At 34.1% G+C, this 18362-nt stretch carries 13 protein-coding genes; 9 read left to right on the plus strand and 4 right to left on the minus strand.

Annotated elements, in window-relative coordinates; all coding sequences use genetic code 11:
* Positions 1-19 precede the first annotated feature (19 nt).
* A complete protein-coding gene (gene nudK / locus AC000W_RS08590; protein ID WP_474747588.1) occupies positions 20-604 on the plus strand; it encodes a GDP-mannose pyrophosphatase NudK in 585 nt (194 codons plus the stop codon).
* Here the strand turns inward: nudK and AC000W_RS08595 are convergent.
* Positions 601-1881, minus strand: coding sequence for a D-alanyl-D-alanine carboxypeptidase (locus AC000W_RS08595; protein WP_474747590.1), 1281 nt, complete (start codon positions 1879-1881; stop codon positions 601-603). The genes nudK and AC000W_RS08595 overlap by 4 nt on opposite strands.
* Positions 1882-2018: 137 nt before the next feature.
* On the opposite strand from AC000W_RS08595, the gene AC000W_RS08600 reads away from it, so the two are divergent.
* A complete protein-coding gene (locus AC000W_RS08600) occupies positions 2019-2216 on the plus strand; it encodes a hypothetical protein (RefSeq protein ID WP_474747591.1) in 198 nt (65 codons plus the stop codon).
* Positions 2217-2305: 89 nt separating this feature from the next.
* On the plus strand, positions 2306-2728 hold the full coding sequence (locus AC000W_RS08605) for a lipocalin family protein (protein WP_474747593.1): 423 nt from the start codon (positions 2306-2308) through the stop codon (positions 2726-2728).
* A gap of 4 nt (positions 2729-2732) precedes the next feature.
* Here the strand turns inward: AC000W_RS08605 and AC000W_RS08610 are convergent, their stop codons facing one another.
* Complete coding sequence (locus AC000W_RS08610; protein ID WP_474747594.1) at positions 2733-3671, minus strand: LysR substrate-binding domain-containing protein; 939 nt, start codon at positions 3669-3671, stop codon at positions 2733-2735.
* Positions 3672-3776: 105 nt separating this feature from the next.
* Here AC000W_RS08610 and AC000W_RS08615 point away from each other — a divergent pair, with 105 nt between their 5' ends.
* The 5 genes from AC000W_RS08615 (at position 3777) to AC000W_RS08635 (ending at position 11921) form a co-directional block, all read left to right on the plus strand.
* A complete protein-coding gene (locus AC000W_RS08615) occupies positions 3777-4256 on the plus strand; it encodes a Dps family protein (RefSeq protein ID WP_474747595.1) in 480 nt (159 codons plus the stop codon).
* Between the two features lie 72 nt (positions 4257-4328).
* A complete protein-coding gene (locus tag AC000W_RS08620; RefSeq protein ID WP_474747597.1) occupies positions 4329-6179 on the plus strand; it encodes a sigma 54-interacting transcriptional regulator in 1851 nt (616 codons plus the stop codon).
* Positions 6180-6355: 176 nt separating this feature from the next.
* Positions 6356-6907, plus strand: a complete 552-nt coding sequence (locus AC000W_RS08625) for an OsmC family protein (RefSeq protein WP_474747598.1) — start codon at positions 6356-6358, stop codon at positions 6905-6907.
* Between the two features lie 86 nt (positions 6908-6993).
* The gene (locus AC000W_RS08630) at positions 6994-10416 is read left to right on the plus strand and encodes a 4Fe-4S binding protein (RefSeq protein ID WP_474747600.1); all 3423 of its coding nucleotides are present in this window, start codon (positions 6994-6996) and stop codon (positions 10414-10416) included.
* 32 nt (positions 10417-10448) lie between these two features.
* Positions 10449-11921 carry a pyridoxal phosphate-dependent decarboxylase family protein gene (locus AC000W_RS08635; RefSeq protein ID WP_474747602.1) on the plus strand — a complete coding sequence of 491 codons (1473 nt, stop codon included), beginning with the start codon at positions 10449-10451 and terminating at the stop codon, positions 11919-11921.
* Between the two features lie 14 nt (positions 11922-11935).
* Here the strand turns inward: AC000W_RS08635 and AC000W_RS08640 are convergent, their stop codons facing one another.
* On the minus strand, positions 11936-15295 hold the full coding sequence (locus tag AC000W_RS08640) for an ATP-binding protein (RefSeq protein ID WP_474747604.1): 3360 nt from the start codon (positions 15293-15295) through the stop codon (positions 11936-11938).
* Positions 15296-15466: 171 nt separating this feature from the next.
* Positions 15467-15880: a DUF2141 domain-containing protein gene (locus tag AC000W_RS08645; protein WP_474747605.1), complete on the minus strand. Its 414-nt coding sequence runs from the start codon at positions 15878-15880 to the stop codon at positions 15467-15469.
* 267 nt (positions 15881-16147) lie between these two features.
* Here AC000W_RS08645 and AC000W_RS08650 point away from each other — a divergent pair, with 267 nt between their 5' ends.
* A complete protein-coding gene (locus AC000W_RS08650; protein ID WP_474747607.1) occupies positions 16148-18310 on the plus strand; it encodes a TonB-dependent receptor in 2163 nt (720 codons plus the stop codon).
* Positions 18311-18362 lie beyond the last annotated feature (52 nt).

Below are 18362 nucleotides of genomic sequence, written 5' to 3' on the forward strand. Positions count from 1 at the left end.
TTTTTATAAAAAAACTAGTTTGAAAAACGGAAAAGTAAAAAACATAAAAAAGGAGCTGTTGTCCGACAATTGGTATACGCTCAATAAAATCACATTTGACTATCAAAAAGAGGATGGTACATGGGAGACCCAACAAAGGGAAGCTTATGATAGAGGCAATGGAGCTGCAATTTTGTTATATAATAAGGAAAAAGGCACTGTTGTACTTACAAGACAATTTCGAATGCCTACATATGTAAATGGAAATAAAACAGGTATGATGATTGAAGCTTGTGCGGGACTATTGGATGGCGACCATCCAGAGGATTGTATCAAAAAAGAAGTAGAGGAGGAGACGGGCTACAAAATCAATAAAGTTGAAAAGATACTTGAATCCTATATGTCACCAGGTTCAGTCACTGAAATCCTGTATTTTTTTATTGGTGCTTACGAGGAAAAAATGAAAGTGAACGAAGGTGGTGGTGCCGATGATGAAAGTGAAAATATAGAAGTTTTAGAAATGTCTTTTGATAAAGCGTTGGATATGATAAAATCTGGTGAAATAAAGGATGCAAAAACTATAATGTTATTACAGCATGCACAGATAAACAAATTGCTTAGCTAGTAGGTATCCCTAATTTGTTCAAAAATAGATTGCATTTGTTCCTTTACTTTAGATGTTGGTTTTTTATAGTGATTGTTCATAAAACTAAAAATTAGTGTTTTTCCAGATTTGGTCAATAAATAACCACTAAGGCAATAAACATTACCTAAAGAACCAGATTTAGCATAGATATAGGGTTTTGGATTGTCTTTGTACCAATTTCTCAGGGTGCCTTCATCTCCTCCAGATGGAAAAATTGCAAATAGCCTGTCTTTTGGCACCTCCATATACAATCTATTTAAAACATCTATCAAGGACTCTGGTGAAATTAAGTTGTATCTAGAAAGGCCAGAGCCATCAACCCATCTTGGAGGCTGTCTAAGATTGGCTAAATCATTTTCCAAAATATGGTTTATTGTTTTTGAGCTGGTCAGTGTATCCGAAAGCGCAGAAGACCCCAATATCAAAAGTTGGTCTGCAATAAAATTATCACTTAGATACATCATTCTTTTATACAAGGAATCAGATGGGGTGCTATAAAGTGTTTTTTTATCCCCTTGGGGCATCTTATCTACTATTGATATTTTTTTATGGATTACTTCTTCTAACAACTTTTTTGTAAGCAAAGAGTCTATTATATAGGGTACTTCTAAAGTGTCCTCTCTGGTGGGGTCAAAAAAGAATTCATTGGAATAAAAACTCTTATTCTTTGGATTTGCTATTACAGAAACCTTATCTTGGAAATAAGTTGGAATTACATTTAATGAATCTTTCTTAAAAATTGTGACCACATTACCATACAAAGGAAGGCTACTTCGTTCAGGAGAAAAATAAAGGTCATAATCCTCCCATGCCCAACCTGGACCATACTTTTCATCCTTAAAATTATTGAAATGAAAAGAAATATTGTTATACTCCTTTAGAAAATTAATGGATGTGCTGTCCTTAAAATAAGAGTGAAGCATGGATGGGTCTCCAGTGCCTTCGGCATATAAGGTATCATTTTTAATCAAGTATTTAAGTGCAGGAATACTATCGGGCAATAATTTTAATGAGGCGTAAAGTGTAAAAATTTTAGTATTACTGGCTGGGGTAAAATATTTATTGCTGTTGTGTTTGTGTAAGGTGTCTTTTGTTACTGGATTAAAAAGGATGAACCCAGTAAATGAATTATCGAGTAATTGTTCATTTATTGAATGGGCAATATTTTTTTTCGCCGACCTGTTTTTTGATGAAGCACAGGCCTGTAGAAGAGCTAAACCTAATAAGACAAGAAGTGATTTTTTTGTAAAATGCACGAATTCAGTGGGTTTTGTTCTTTGTTAAACAATTTTAACATGAATTTATCCAATTTTTAACGAATGACAAGCAATACTTTATTTCTTTTTTTGTTAAATTAGAGGACACAACCTAATCAATTTAAATTCTTTGAAATATGGCGAGAGCTATGCTAGATTACACCAAGACCGTACTGCAAAAAGTAAGTTTTGATGCCAAATTATTCACTAAAGAACTAAAAAAAGCAATTTCTAGATTATTGCCCAACGAAATTGAAGAACTAAAAATCTGGTTAAAACATTTTATAAATGATAAACCAGAATTGCAACAAAGCCTTGTTTACTTAAAGGCATAAAAATCTAAGACCGCTTTTAAAGCGGTTTTTTTATTTATAAAAAGCAACCTTTTCTATTTTTTTTCTTCTTATAGAAAACATTAAATATTATGAGAATATTAGTGCTTTTTTTATGTTTATTTCTTTTTGCATGCAATAAGAATGACAATTTTGATGTTGATGAATCAGTTGGTCTTACAGTAGCTAATTTGGCAGGTACATGGAAGTTGGAAAAAAGTAAGGTGAGTCCAGGAGGATTGGCAGAATGGACTTCTGTAAAAAACGGAAGCGAATTTACTTTTTTAGAAAATGGCACTTATACTTTTATAGATAAAGAAAATACATCAGGTAATCAAACTGGTACTTTTTCGGTTTCTACAGAGGGCTTTGGCGATGTTTTGAGTTTGAGTTATCAACAAAATGGTGAAGCCTTAACTTTTGACTACTTTGTGACAATAGGAACAAAGACAATGATTATTGCAAACAGTGGCTGTATAGAAGAATGTTCTTATGGATATAGAAAAATCAAATAATTCATTATTTATTTAATGGACTAATAATTTTTACATCCTGAAACTTAATTGCTCCTCTTACAATACCAGAAATTACATCCCTAAGTGCTTCCGTTATTTGTATTTTAAGCTCATTTTTATGATAAATAAGGCTAATTTCCCTTGCTGGTGATGGGCTTTCAAATAGTTTTAGATTCTTCTTCTTATTATCATCTAGTTCTAAAGTGTTTAAGTAGGGTAGAAGTGTCATTCCCAAACCTTCATTAGATAAGTTTACCAATGTTTCAAAACTACCACTTTGTAATTGAAAGTGCTCATCTTCATGCCTCCTAGGTGTGTTGCATAAATTAATGACTCCGTCCCTAAAACAGTGTCCATCTTTTAATAACAATACATCTTTTATATCCAAATCTTCCGGGGTGAGTAATTTTACATTTTTTAGCCTATGGTTATTGGGAACATAACCAACAAATGGCTCGTAATATAATGGTCTTTCCTTAATAAATTCAATTTCTAAAGGTGTGGCTACAATGGCACCATCAATATGACCATCTTGTATATTTCGGATAAGACTTTCTGTACTTTGCTCTTTAATAATGAGGTTTACTTTAGGGTATTTATTAATAAAAGTCTTTAAAAACATGGGTAAAAGCGTCGGCATAACGGTAGGGATTATCCCAAGAACATATTCACCACCAATAAATCCTTTTTCCTGATCTACAATGTCCTTTATTCTATCAGCTTCATTTACAATATTTTTTGCCTGCGCAACTATTTTCTTTCCAACCTCTGTTACCTTAATTGGCTTTTTACTTCGGTCAAAAATCTGCACATCCAATTCATCTTCAAGCTTTTGTACCTGCATACTCAAAGTTGGTTGTGTAACATAACTTTTTTCAGCAGCTAAAGTAAAGTTTTGGTACTCCGCTACTGCCAAAACATACTGCAATTGAGTAATAGTCATAAGTGATAATTTTAGCTGATAAATGTATAAAAACTATCAATAAAATTTATACAAATTAACTATTTATATTCAATAAATTTATAGTGAATTAATAATTAAAAGAAAATGAAACTAAATAGTATAGGGTTAAGTGCAGAAAAATCACAAATGTTAAGTAGTGATTTAAATGAATTGTTGGCAAATTTTCAAAGGTATTATCAAAATTTAAGAGGTATACATTGGAATATTAAAGGGAAACGTTTTTTTGACTTGCATGTAAAGTTTGAAGAACTATATACAGATGCAAATATGAAGGTAGATTTAATTGCTGAGCGTATTCTTACTTTGGGTGGTATGCCCTACCATACTTTTGAGGATTACATTAAAAACTCTAAAGTGCCTGTAGGTAAAGAAGTAAGTCAAGATGAAAGTGCAATTAGATTGATTGTAGATTCCCTTAAAGAATTGTTGTTGATTGAAAGAAGAATTTTAGAAGTATCAGATGAAGCAAATGATGAGGGGACCAATTCTATGATGAGCGATTTTATCTCTGAACAAGAAAAAACGGTTTGGATGATGAAAGCTTGGTTGGCGGAGGATATTTAATAATAAGTAGAGAAGGGGAAATCCAATATATTAATACTTAATTTTTATATTTATATGCATTAGTGAATTGGTATGAATAAAACCCAGCTGAACCAAATTACCTCCTTTCTTTCTGAAACGCCTTTTTTTTCTGAAGTTTCCAGGTCTTCATTAGAACATCTATGCCTGGATTTAAACATGAAAACTTACGGTAGCAAGGAGACCATTTTTGAGAAAGGAGATGAAGGGAATGAGATGTATGTTGTACTTAGTGGTAAGGTTAGGATACATGAAAAAGAACATATATATGGTTATTTAACGAAGGAAGATTGTTTTGGGGAATATGCACTCATAGACAATCAAACTAGGTCTGCATCTGTTACCACTGTTGAAGAAACAACTCTGTTGAGAATTACTAGAGCACATTTTATGAGCTTAATGACCTCAGACAAAGGATTTGCGCAGGGTATTTTAGCCGTAATGATTAAGCGGCATAGAGAATTGGATGTGATACAAGAACGCTTGGCAGCTTCAAAAGAAGAGTTAGTTCTTGCAAATTCAAAAATGAGCGGACTTATTAATGGAGCGATGGACTCTATAATTATGTTCAATAAGGATTTTAGAATTGTATTGACCAATCCTTCTGCCAATATATTGTTGGAGAATGATGATGTTTTACAACGTAATATATTATTCTTTTTTAATGAAGAAAGTGCCAACTTAATTGAATCTATTGTCAAAGAAGAATTAAACGGTGGAGAAAAAGCATTAAACAATCATTTGCCCAGCCTTGTAAAGGTTATTGGTTCCAACGAAACTGAAACTTTAAACGAAGGTACTATTAGTAAGTATGGTACGGAGTCTGAATCGTTTTATACGCTAATTCTTAGAAATATTGAGGAACAACTGATTGCTGAGAACAAAATAAATTCCCTTACCAATAAGACGCAATATTTAGAGAAGGAGATACAAGAGTTAACCAACAGTTACGGTATTATTGGTCAGCATATGAGCATGGTTAATTTAATGACCTTAATAAAACAGGTTGCTAAAACCGATGCCACTGTTTTAATACAAGGAGAAACAGGGACCGGAAAAGAGTTGGTGGCAAGGGCTTTACATAATGCTAGCAATAGGAAGGACAAACCATTGATTCGGATAAATTGCGGATCGATACCAACAAATTTAATAGAGAGCGAACTTTTTGGACACCAAAAAGGAGCTTTCACAGGAGCTACAGCAGATAGGAAAGGCCGATTTTCACTTGCAGATGGCGGAACCATTTTTTTAGATGAAATAGGTGAAATGCCTTTGGATTTGCAACCCAAGTTACTACGAGTTATACAAGAAGGGGAATTTGACCCTGTAGGTAGTTCAGAAACTATTAAAGTAGATGTTAGGGTTATCGCGGCAACACATAGAGATTTGTTGGCAGCTTCTGCTAAAGGAAAGTTTAGAGAAGATTTATACTATCGTTTAAATGTTTTTCCAATTAAAGTGCCGGCTTTACGGGAAAGAGGAGAAGATGTTGTGTTAATTGCAAAGGAAATGATTCGGGGTTTTTCTTCGAAATTAAACAAACCAGCGATTAAGCTTTCTGATGTTGATGCTACGCTGTTCAATGAATACAATTGGCCAGGAAATGTACGCGAACTTCAAAATTTAATAGAACGTGCCGTCATTGTTTCCAATAAAGGAAAAATTGATTGGAATACAATATTACCTGCTAGTATTGAAGAGGTAAATGTTACTCCCCTTGTTATTGAACAAAAAATTCTTACTGCTTCGGAAATCATAGAAGTGGAAAAAGAAAACATATTAAAAGCCCTTAAAAAAACTAGGTGGAAAATTTCTGGTGAAAAAGGCGCTGCTTCATTACTAAAAATGAAACCCACGACACTTACTTCAAAAATAAAGGCGTTAGGTATTGTAAGACCTATTTAATTCACGAATTTTCATAATATTTATTACGAAATAATAAAAATTAACGAAATATCGTTAATAGTATTATGTAGGGATGTTAGGTTAGTTAATTGATAATCAATTTATTATAAAGTTTGGCATGACGATGGCTATATACTTGACGGCAATGAAGCCAAGCAATTATAAAACTTAGTAAAATGATTACAACAGCAAATGTTAAAAACGGAGTAAATGTAGATCAATTAATGGACACCATTGGAGCAGTTCAAGGAAATCCAGAATTGGCAAAATTTGAATTCAGAACTAAAACAAATTGGATTACAGGTGGCCACTGTGCTACAAGTGCAAAAAGCTTTTATGGTGTGGGTGCAGAAGATACTACACGAGAAGAAACTTTTACCATGGAAGCTGATCACCCTAATGTATTGTTAGGTGAGGACAAAGCCGCAACACCTGCCGAAATTGTTCTTCATGCTTTGGGTTCTTGTTTAACTGGAGCCATGGTTTACCATGCAGCCGCTCAAGGAATAGAAATTGAGGGAGCTGAATCTACCCTTCAAGGTGGTGCTGACTTACAGGGCTTCTTGGGACTTGACCCCGAAGTAAGAAAAGGCTTTGACGGAATCAAAGTGAAATTCAAAGTAAAGTCCGATGCTTCTGAAGAGCAGTTGGAGAATTTAGCTAAGTTTTCTCCAGTATTTGATATGCTTACCAATCCAACTCCTGTTTCAATTGAATTTGAAAAATAATGTTGGCTATAAAAATGGCCGGTCAAGAAATGAATAATGACCGGCCATTTTAATTTCAATAATCAAATACTTTCATCATCCATCCAATGAAAACTTCCCGACAAATACTTGTGACCGCAAATGAAGCAGTTGCCCAAATTGCATACAAGACTAACGAGGTTTGTACTATTTATCCAATTACTCCAGCTTCTCAAATGTCTGAATTGGTAGAGGAATGGAGTGCTAACCAGCATAAAAATATTTTTGGTAGTATTCCTTCAACATTTGAAATGCAGAGTGAGGCCGGCGTAGCTGGTGCTATGCACGGCTCATTACAAACAGGCTCATTGTCAACCACTTTTACTGCATCACAAGGATTATTGTTGATGCTTCCCAACATGTATAAGATTGCGGGCGAATTAACGCCAAATGTAATTCATGTTGCTACTAGAAGTATTGCTACCCATGCTTTATCCGTGTTTGGAGACCATAGCGATGTTATGGCTGTTCGGGGTTCTGGTTATGCACTACTCGCTTCAGCGTCTGTGCAAGAGGCCATGGATTTTGCTTTAATTTCTCAAGCAGCAACTTTGAAATCTAGAATTCCATTTCTACACTTTTTTGATGGATTTAGAACCTCACACGAAACCCAAAAAATTGAAAATATTCCTGATGAAGTTATTACAAAAATGATGAGTAATAAACACATTAGCTTACATAGAAATAGGGCTTTAAATCCTAACTCACCCGTAATTAGAGGAACATCACAAGCTGCTGACACTTTTTTTCAAAGTAGAGAAGCAATTAATTCTTTTTATGATGAGTGTCCTCAAATTGTTCAAAACGAAATGGATTCTTTTGCGGAATTAACGGGTAGGCAGTATAAGATAATAGAATATATAGGTGATAGTAATGCTGAAAAAGTAATTGTTGCCATGGCTTCGGCAACGGAAACTATCGAGGAAACCATAAAACATCTTAATACTACTGGTGAGAAAGTGGGGTTGCTAAAGGTTCGGTTATTTCGTCCTTTTAGCAAAGAACATTTAATTGAAGCATTACCAAAAACATGTAAGGCTATTGCTGTGTTAGACAAAACGAATGAGCCTGGTTCCGTTGGTGAGCCTTTATTTTTAGATGTCAATCAAGCCATAGTGCTAGCATTCAATAATTACGATATTTCTTTCCTTCCTAAAATAGTTGGAGGCCGTTATGGTTTGTCTTCCAAAGAATTTACGCCAAGTATGGTGAAAGCGGTTTATGATAATCTAAATCAAGACCAACCTGAAAACAATTTTACTATCGGAATTGTAGATGATGTAACCAATTTAAGTTTACAGGTAAAAGCTGAAATAGATTTACAGAAAGATAATTTTCAAGCACTTTTTTATGAAACCAAATCAAAAACCAACGCATCATACTTTAAGTCTTTGGTTAACAATATTGGGGCTAGCGATTCAAATTATGTTCAAGCATATACCGAATGTGATTATAAAAAGTCAAACCCAAGACATGTATCCAATCTACGTTTGTCAAAACAAGTGATAAAAGCACCTTATTTAATAGAAAATGCTGACTTCATAGGGTGTGAATCTATTAATTTTTTAGAAAATGACAATGTGCTTACCCGAATAAAACATGGGGGAACACTGGTAGTTGGAACAAAGAATGATGAACAATTATTTTGGAGTGAATTATCAATGAGTGTTCAAAATTCTATTAGATATAAAGAGTTGAATCTTTATATTTTTAATAATAAAAATGTTGAAATAGCAAACACTTTCATCAAATTAAACCCTCAATGGACAAGTGATTGTTTGTTAGTTACAGAGGTGGATATTACTCCAGTAGATTATTCTAAATATGATATAGTGGCCTCTAAGGAAGAGCCTTCTGATTTTGCCAATACATTATTAGGAAAACTGTTGGCAAACAAAGGTCATGATTTACCCGTGAGTGTTTTCCCTGTTGATGGAACTTATCCCACCGATACATCAAAATTTAATAAAAATAGGTTAGGTGCTGAACTTCCTACATGGAATCCCGAGGCTTGTATTCAATGTGGAGCCTGTAGTATGGCCTGTCCACAAGGGAGCTTACGAATTAAAGTTTATGATGACACCAATTTAGGTGAAGCACCAAACGAATTTAAATATGTAGAAGTAACGGAATTGGGTTATGATTTTGATTTATTGAATTATACCGTACAGGTACACCCAGAACAATGTACTTCTTGCAATAATTGTGTTGATGTCTGCCCAGCAAAGGCATTGGTTATGAAAAAGCCCGAAACTGTTTTAGAAACAGAAACAGAAACAGAAACAGATAACTGGAATTATTTTGAAACTATTCCAGAGTTCGATAGAGCTAAAATTGATGTAACTAAAGTAAACCAACAACAATTACAAGAGCCTTTATTTAAATACGCATTGGGCGATGATGGATGTGGTGAAGCCCCCTATCTAAAATTGATTTCTCAATTGTACGGTGATAGAATGATGGTGGCAAATGCTACTGGAGCAAGCTCAATTTTTGGAGGAGCTTTGCCCACCACACCATGGTCCAAAAACAAAGAAGGCAAAGGACCTGCTTGGTCAAACTCATTGTTTGAAGACAATGCCGAGTTTGGCTTGGGCTATAGATTATCATTAGACCAGCAAGAAATTCAAGCAAAGAAGTTATTGGGGGAGTTGGCTAATAAATTGACCCCTGAATTAATCAAAGCTATTTTAAACGCACCGCAGTTCACTGAGTATGAAATTATTGAGCAACGTAAGCGTGTAAGCATTCTAAAAGAAGATTTAAAGAAAGTAAAGGGCGATAAAGCAAACCAACTTTTGAACATTGCTGATAGCTTGGTCAAAAAAAGTGTATGGATTGTTGGTGGTGATGGTTGGGCATATGACATTGGCTTTGGTGGACTGGATCATGTAATTGCATCTGGAAAGAATGTAAACATTCTGGTTTTAGATAACGAAGTGTATTCAAATACAGGTGGTCAAATGTCTAAAGCCACTCCTTTTGGGGCAAGTGCAAAGTTTGCTGCACTTGGAAAATCAAAACAAAAGAAAGATTTAGGCGCTATAGCAATGACTTATGATGATGTTTATGTGGCATCAGTCGCCATGGGAGCTAACCAAGAACAAACTCTAAAATCATTTGTTGAAGCAGAACAGTTTGATGGCCCTTCTATTATCATTGCTTATTGTCATAGTCCAGCACATGGCATAGATATGAGGAACCCAAGTCAGTATCATAAAGCTGCTGTAAGTTCTGGGCAATGGTTACTGTATAGAAATGACCCAAGAAGAGTAGAAAAGAATAAAAATCCGTTTCTATTAGATTCTGATAAGCCCAGTATACCAATTGAAGATTATTTACTAAAAGAAAAACGATTTTCAAAGCTTTTTAACGAAGAAGGAGATAACTTTACTTTAAGGATGCTAGAAAAACAGAAAAAAGTAGATAAGAAATACAATAAGTATTCATCTCTGTTGAATATCAATTCAGGTCATGAATTTGTACAATAATTTGCCTAGCAATCATTAAACCTAAAAAAGTAATGAAAAATACCAGGGAAACACCAATTGAAATTAGTGACCAAGAATTTAAGGAATCGGGTAATAAACTTATCGAGAGCATTATTAATTTTAATGGAAACATTGCGAGTAAGGGCATAACAAAGGGAGAAAGCCCACAACAAATTCAGGATCTGTTAGGAAATAGGTCATTGCCGAAAAATGGAACTTCTGTATCGGATTTAATTTTAAATACAACTGATTTGTTATACAATCATTCACTTTTAAATGGGCACCCTAAGTTTATGGGGTACATTACTTCATCGGCTGCACCCATTGGAGCCTTGGCAGATTTGTTGGCCGCATCGGTAAATCCGAACGTGGGGGCATTTGCCTTAAGCCCCATGGCGACTGAAATTGAAAAACAAACCATACAATGGTTGGCGGAGTTTATTGGTGTGCCAAATACGTATGGAGGTATATTTGTTAGTGGTGGAAATATGGCAAATTTCACCGCTTTTCTTGCAGCCAGAACAGCAAAAGCTCCTACTAATTTTAAAGAAGATGGACTTGGTTCAACCCAAAAATTAATAGCCTATTGTTCTAAAACTACACATACATGGATTGAAAAGGCAGCTATTTTATTTGGACATGGAACTAAGTCAGTGAGATGGATTCCTACAGATGATTCGAATAAAATAGATGTTTTTGCTTTGGAAGAGACTATAAAAAAAGATTTAAAAGCTGGGCATAAACCTTTTATGGTAGCTGGTACGGCAGGTGATGTTAGTACTGGAGTGGTTGATGACCTTGAAACTCTGGCTACCATTTGTAAATCGTATGACTTGTGGTTTCATATAGATGGAGCTTATGGTGTCCCAGCGAATATTATCCCAGAATTAGAACAAACCTTTAAGGGGATTAAAGAAGCCGATTCTATTGCTATTGACCCGCATAAGTGGTTGTATAGTCCTTTAGAGGCAGGATGTACATTGGTTAAAAACCCAAAACATTTGGTCGATGCATATAGCTCACATCCCGAGTATTATAATTTCGGCACTGCGGATTCTGAACAGAATTTTTATGAATATGGACTCCAAAACTCTAGAGGGTTCAGGGCTTTAAAAGTTTGGTTAATGCTCCAACAAGTTGGAAGAAATGGATATGTAAAAATGATAGCTGAGGATATTGAACTATCTAAATTATTATTTCAGTTAGCTGACCAACATCCAGAACTGAAAGCCATTACTCAGAATCTAAGCATTACAACATTCAGGTATGTGCCTGCTAATAGTACTAAGAACGAAACGTACTTAAACCAACTGAACGAAGCTTTAGTTAACAAAACACAAAAAGAAGGCAAAGTGTTTTTGTCCAATGCGATTGTTGATGATAAATATTGTTTAAGAAGTTGTATTGTAAATTTTAGGACTTCAAAAAAGGATATCGAAGAAATTATCGAAATTGTTGTAAATGAGGGTAGGGGAATTCATGAAAAGTTATCTAGGGAAAAGTAAATTTCTAAAGAATTTTATTTCTCTTTTATAACGTTTACTAAATCCCAATCTTTTGGAGTTCCAGAAATGGTGTATTCTGCAGATTTAGTCATAAAATATTTAGCCACATAATCTTTTGGATTTTTACTTAAAACTGAATCGAAAGCTGCAGAAGCTTTGGGAAATTTATTGCTAAAAAAATGTTTCAACCCTTTTTCAAACTCTTTCAATGTATCTTTTTTAAGAGCTATAATTTCTGGTTCATCTCCATTAAAACATTCATAAATACCAACTACTTTATCTTTTCCTTTAACTCTTACTTCTCCTAAATACCTAAAATTATAATCATTTTTATTTTCAATAGTTTGTAAGCTATCTTCACTAATAATAATATTGGCACCATAATACTTTGTTACTCCTTCCATTCTAGATGCTGTGTTTACAGTATCAGAAATAATAGCGGTATCATTTCTTCGCATATCTCCAATAATTCCCATAATTAATGGTCCTGTATGTAAACCCATACCCACAGAAATAGGAACAAAGCCTTCATGAATTCTTCTTATATTATATTTTTGAAGTGCTTTTTGCATGTCTATAGCAGACTGTAGGGCATGTTCTGCTTCATGTGGAAAGAGAGCCATAATACCGTCTCCTAGATATTGGTTTACAAAGCCTTTGTTTTCTTGAATTAAAGGCCCCATTTTACCCACGTAGGCATTCACAAATTTAAAATTTTGTTTTGGAGTCATTCCTTCTGCAAGATGAGTGTATTCTCGTATATCAGTAAATAAAACAGTAACATCTTTTTCTACATGATCACCCAAAACCACATCTGTAATTGTTTCTCTACCAACAGACTTTATAAACTCTGAAGGTACAAACTTACTCGTGGCTTTATGAATTCCATTTAAGTTTAGATGCGTTTTAATACGACTCAAAAGCTCATTTTTTGAAAAGGGTTTGGTTAAATAGTCATTGGCGCCAGCATTGAAACCTGTTACCAAATCGCTAACCTGATTTTTAGCAGTTAGCAATATTATTGGCAATTCACTTGTTAAATGATTTTTTCTTATTTGTTCACATACCTCAAATCCAGATATCCCTGGCATCATTACATCCAGTAAAATTAAATTAAAAGGATTTCCTTTTTCAAAAAGAGCAAGAGCTTCTTTACCATTATTAACCTCTGTTACAATATACCCAGCGACTGTTAAATGATTTTCTAGAACTCGCCTGTTTATAGGCTCATCATCTACAATTAATATGTTTGACTTACTATTATTAGTGTTTATAAGAGCACTGGTATTGACCTTTTTCTCACTTAAGTCATTCTGAACTTTACCAATAATTTCACGAAACTCACCCTTGTTTTTTGAGACAGTTTCTTTAGTAACAGTACTCAAAGGAAGCGAGAAGGTAAATGTAGAGCCTTTACCTATTTCAGATTGAACTTCAATGGTACCACCATGTAATTCCACAAGTTGCTTGGATACAGATAGTCCTAATCCCGTCCCTCCATATTCACGCTCGGTAGAAGTATCTGCTTGTTCAAAAGATTCAAAAATAGTTTCAAATTTTTCTGTTGGAATTCCTATTCCTGTATCAGAAATAGAAACAGAAAGGGTGTCATTTTTTTTTATTGCGCTTATTTCAACTAATCCCTGTTCAGTAAATTTAATTGCATTCCCAATTAGGTTATGTAGTATTTGCTGCAATCTATTTTCATCAGCTTCAACTAATGGAATATTTTCAGGAATTGAATTTATCAGTTTTAGATTTTTGTATTGAATTAATGGTTTTGTAAGCTGTAATACAACATCCACAATGGTATGAAGATCAGTTGGCAATATTGAAAGCGACAAATCTTTGTTTTTCAATTTTGAAAAATCCAAAATATCATCAACCAAATAGGCTAGCCGTTTTCCGCTATTGGTAATCATATCTAAATTTTCTATTGCCTTTGAAGGTAATTTACCTGCAACACCGTCTTTTAGTGATTCTGTAAGCCCAATAATACCATTTAAGGGAGTTCTTAATTCGTGGGAAGTGTTGGCAAGAAACTCATCTTTTAGCTTGTCAATTTTTGTTAATTCTTCTATTCTCTTTTTTTCGATTTCTGTCTTTTGCTGTTCTTCTTTAACTCTTTGTTTAAACTTGTATCTATTAAATAATAGAAAAGACAATAGAATTACCCCAAGTGCTAGACCGACAATAATATTTCTAAATGTGGTTTGTCTTTTTAGTTTTAATTCTGCTATTTCTGCATCTTTTTCTAAAGTATTAATTGCATCTTGCTGTTTTTCTGTATCAAATTTTACTTGTAACTCCTGAATCTGTCTAGATTTTGTTTCATTAAAAAGACTATCTTTTATTGAGATAGATGCTTCTTTAGCTATAAACGCCTTTTTATAATCCCCCTTTCTTTTATATACTTGAGAGAGTAATTCATATGCATTTTGAATTTGAGATTTGGCACCAATCTCCTCAGCTATATTTTTTGCTTTATCACCATGAAACAAGGCCAAATCATATTTTTTAAGGTTAAGATAATCTATTCCTATATGGGTATGACACTCCGCTAGTTCCCTTTTTTGTTGAAGTTGTTCCCGTACTTTTAATGCGTTTAAGTGTACTGATAGTGCTTGTTGATAATTTTCTTGTAAACTATATATTTCACCAATCGCTTCATAATCGTAGGCCATGCCCCATAAACTTTCAATTTCTGTATCAAGTAATAACGCTTTGTTTAAATGATGTAATGCTTCATCGTAGTTTTTTCTAATTGAATAAACACCTCCAATATTAAAATATGCATTGGCCATATCCGCCTTCTCATTTAAATCAGCGAAAATTTTCAGAGCTTGGGAATAGTTGCTCATCGCTTCATCTAATTTATCCGTTTTTTTGAGTAGGTCTCCTAAGGCATTTTGTATGGTTCCAATACTGTATTTGTCATTTTGCTGTTCGTAAATTTTTATTATCTCATAATATATTCCCGAGCTTTTATCATATTGCCCCTTATCATCATAAATAATTGCATTTTGATATAGGCCATTGGCAACCTGAAATGTATCCTTTTTTTGTTTTGCATATTCTATATAGATATTAATATGGTTGAGTGCTTTGTCATAGTTTCCCTTCTGTCTTTCAAGAACCCCATATTGATAATTGGCGATTGCCACCCCTCTTGAAGAATTCACTTTTTGACTTAATAAAAGAACACTATCAATGTATTTTTCGGCCATGGGCATGTTAGACCTATTGTTAAGATACTCCCATGAAATATTCTTTAAAACTTGAATTTTAGCAGAATCTGAAACTGTATTTTTTAATTCTATTTGAAGACTATCAATTTTATTTGTTTGGCCATAAAGAATATTGCCAAATAACATAAACAACAGAATTATTATATATACTGAATTTTTAATAATGTAGTGGGTTTGGTTAAAAATTGGTTTTTTAAAAGTACAGCATATAGTTTAATAACCAAAATAGGATAAAAAGCAAAAAGGCTTGCCATTTGGCAAGCCTTTACTTATTGATTTTGATTGATGAATATGGTGTTAGAATCGGACTTTTAAATCCAAATCAGAATCAGTTACTTCAAACTTGGCTCCCTCAAAGGACGGTGGTCCAAAACTCATATCATTACCAGACATTCCATAGGCTTCTTTTGGCATTCCACTAGCTTCAAAATCCATTTGTCTATTTTCATTAACATCATGTAAAGCCATAATCGCATAAGTGCCAGGATTAACATTTTCAAAAGTAAAGTTGACCTTTCCATCTTCTATAACACTTTCTAAGTTTTGGATTCCAGGACCTTTCATAAAAGTGTCAGCTGTATGTAGTGAGACCATCACTTTACCTTCATTGCTTTGTACATTATCAATTGAAACTGTTATGGTTACGTTTTCTTGCGCCATAGTTATTAGGCTTGTTAATAGGCATCCGATAATAAAGATTACTTTTTTCATTTTGTTTGTTTTTTTATGCTGAATTAATTTCAGTATGTGGTTAATAACACTACAAAGATGGGTTGGCAGGCTAGTTTTTTAAAAAGGCACTTACTCAATTGTTGATTTTTTATACTGAATTGTAAATCCAATTATGGTTATTCATTTCAGTCCAAAAAAATGACAGTTCGGTATTTCTTAATTGATAGGCAATGGACTTCTTTTCAATTTTGTCTTATCAATTAATCAATAGTTGAACTCAAACAAGTTCAGCATAAACGAATAATCATGAAAAACATCACATTACTCACTTTTACATTATTAATTTCACTTTTCGGATTTTCCCAGAGCCCTATCACAGGAACTGTTACCAACGATAAAGACAATCCCATTGTCGGAGCAAATGTTTATCTGGAAGGAACTTATGATGGTAGTTCTACTGATGAAAATGGATATTTCTCTTTTGAGACCTCAGAATTAGGCTCTCAAACATTAGTTATTTCCATGCTTTCATACGAAACCCATTATGAGCTTGGGGAGATTTCTTATTTTAAGGATTTAAAGATACAACTAGTGGAGGCCATGAATACTTTAACTGGTGTAACATTAACAGCTGGAACTTTTGAGGCTGGGGACAATTCTAAAGTATCTGTACTTAAACCTTTGGATATTGTTACAACTGCTGGGGCCGCTGGGGATTTTGTAGGTGCTTTGCAAACACTGCCAGGAACTTCCACAGTGAATGAGGATGGACGGTTGTTTGTACGAGGAGGAGCTGCAGGTGAAACCCAAATATTTATAGATGGATTACGAGTTTTTCAGCCATTTAGCCCAACAGCTAATAATGTACCTACAAGGGGACGGTTTTCCCCATTTCTTTTTAAAGGAATTACATTTAGCACGGGCGGGTATTCGGCAGAATATGGGCAAGCATTGTCTAGTGTATTGCTACTGAACTCTACTGATGTTCCTGATCAAGAAAAAACAGATATTTCCTTAATGTCTGTTGGTGGCGGATTGGGGCATACAGAAATATGGGGAGATGAGTCCTTGAGCATAAATACATCCTACATAAACTTGGCGCCTTACCAAGAATTGGTGCCGCCAAATTCTGGAACACGTTGGAACAAACCGTATGAAAGTATTTCTGGAGAAGCTATTTATAGAAACAAAGGCGAACGCAGCATGTTTAAACTTTATTCTGGATATTCATATTCTAATTTGGATATAGAGCAAGAGGATATTAATTATGATGATTATGTGCGTTTTAGTTTAAAGAACAACAACATCTATTTCAATGCCAACTACAAACATTTCTTTGAAAATAATTGGACCATGTTTACTGGAGCAAGTATTTCCCATGACACCAACGATATAGGAATACAGGAAGATGATATTGATGCTAAAGAAACATCGTCCCATCTTAAGGCAACCTTATCAAAAAGCTTTAATAGCAGGTTTAACATAAATTTTGGAGCAGAATATTTTATAACCGACTATGATGACACTTTTACAAGTACTGATGGATTTACTTTTGAGAGTGGTTTTGATGACCAGATTGCTGCCATATTTACAGAAGCTGATATTTTCTTTAATAACAATCTAGCAATGAAATTGGGAGTTAGAGCAGAAAACAGCTCGGTATTAGATAAATTTCTGATTTCTCCAAGAATGTCTTTGGCTTATAAGAGTAGTGAAAAAGGTCAGTTTTCATTGGCGTATGGGGATTTCTATCAAAACCCTTTAAACGATTATTTAAAGTATAACCAAAATTTGGATTCAGAAAAGACATCACATTATATTTTAAATTACCAATATGTTGGAGATGGAAAAACGTTTAGGGCCGAAGCCTACTACAAGGACTATGACAAGCTTGTAAAGTATGATACAGAGCTTGCACAGTTTAATTCTAACTTTAATAATGCAGGTGATGGCCATGCAAGTGGACTGGATATATTTTGGAGAGACAACAAGAATATAAAAAACTTGGACTATTGGGTTTCTTATTCTTATTTGGATACGGAACGGGATTATAGAAATTTTAGAGAGAAGGCAACCCCTAATTTTGCTCCTAAGCACAGTCTTTCAGTAGTGACCAAGTATTGGGTAGATGATTTACGGTCCCAAGTTGGAATGTCTTACAATTTTGGGTCTGGAAGACCATATGATAATCCGAACACTGCAAATTTTATGGCAGAGAAAACCAAAGCCTACAATAATTTAAGTGTTAACTGGGCATATTTAATTTCACCTCAAAAGATACTTTACTTCTCTGTAAGCAATATATTGAGCTTTAATAATATTAATGGATATCAATATTCCAGAACACCCAATGCAAACGGAAACTTTAATCGCAGAGCACTTACCCCAACTGCAGATAGCTTCTTTTTTGTTGGTTTCTTTTGGACCATTAGTAAAGACGGTACAAGCAATCAATTAGATAATTTATAGAATAGTATTTATATATAAAAAGGCTGCTTCAATTTAATAAAGCAGCCTTTTT

The sequence above is a fragment of the Saonia sp. genome (assembly GCF_056326165.1).